1 protein-coding gene is annotated in these 1353 nt (G+C 41.2%); it reads left to right on the plus strand.

The window, feature by feature from the left end; translation table 11 throughout:
• Positions 1-20 precede the first annotated feature (20 nt).
• Positions 21-1190, plus strand: coding sequence for an acyl-CoA dehydrogenase family protein (locus E1163_RS00435; protein WP_155168558.1), 1170 nt, complete (start codon positions 21-23; stop codon positions 1188-1190).
• Positions 1191-1353 lie beyond the last annotated feature (163 nt).

Raw genomic sequence — 1353 nt, forward strand, 5'->3', positions numbered from 1 at the left:
TCCATTTATTAAAAGAAAATATGCAAGCTGTATCTGAAGAAAAAGCTACTATCGGCTTTGAAGAAAGTGAAAACCAAAAGATGATCGCTCAGATGATCCGTGACTTTGGTGAAAAGGAAATTCGCCCTAAGATGATGGAATGGGATGAAACTCAGGAGTTTCCTGTAGACCTGTTTAAAAAACTTGGCGGCCTTGGCCTTATGGGTGTTCTGGTTCCTCAGGAGTATGGAGGATCTGGTTTTGGTTATCACGAATACGTAACGGCCATATCCGAACTTTCCAGAATTGACGGGTCAATTGGCTTATCTATGGCAGCTCACAATTCCCTATGTACTGGTCATATACTACAGTTTGGCAGCGAGGAGCAAAAGCAAAAGTACCTTCCCAAGCTGGCTACTGCAGAGTGGATAGGCGCATGGGGACTTACCGAACCGAATACCGGGTCTGATGCCGGAAATATGCGTACGGTTGCAGAAAAAGATGGTGACTACTATGTGATCAATGGTGCCAAAAATTTCATTACCCACGGGAAATCGGGCAATGTAGCCGTTGTTATCGTTAGAACCGGTGAAGTAGGCGACTCGCATGGTATGACAGCATTTATTATAGAAAAAGGTACGGAAGGCTTCTCTGCCGGCCGAAAGGAAAATAAGTTGGGAATGAGAGCCTCAGAAACTACTGAGTTAATTTTTGACAACTGCCGTGTGCATAAAGATAATATTATAGGAGAAGTTGGTGAAGGTTTTATCCAGGCCATGAAAGTACTCGACGGTGGAAGGATCAGTATTGCGGCATTGAGTCTTGGTATTGCCCAGGGTGCTCTGGATGTTGCTTTACAATATTCTAAAGAGAGACATCAGTTTAACCAGCCTATTTCCAAGTTTCAGGGCATTGCCTTTAAACTGGCCGACATGGCTACAAAGGTGGAGGCTGCAAAATTATTGACGCACCAGGCTGCCGATCTAAAAAACAAAGGCATATCAGTAAATAAAGAGTCGGCAATGGCCAAATACTACGCCTCCGAAGTAGCTGTTGAAAACTCTACGGATGCCGTGCAGATATTTGGTGGATATGGCTACACCAAAGACTATCCTGCCGAGAAGTTTTATCGTGATTCCAAGCTTTGTACAATCGGAGAAGGAACATCTGAGATCCAGAAATTGGTGATATCAAGATCACTTTTAAAATAAGTTTATAGTTCAAGTTAAGTTGTAAGAGAGCCTCCTTTTGGGAGGCTTTTTTATTATTTATATAGTTAAACAGGTTGTTAACCAGAAAATTCCTGTTGATTTTAAAAAAAATTTACTTTTATCGTTTACTTATTTTAATTTAAGGGTAATAATGAAAAAATAG

Source organism: Fulvivirga kasyanovii (assembly GCF_009711405.1).
Taxonomy (GTDB): domain Bacteria; phylum Bacteroidota; class Bacteroidia; order Cytophagales; family Cyclobacteriaceae; genus Fulvivirga; species Fulvivirga kasyanovii.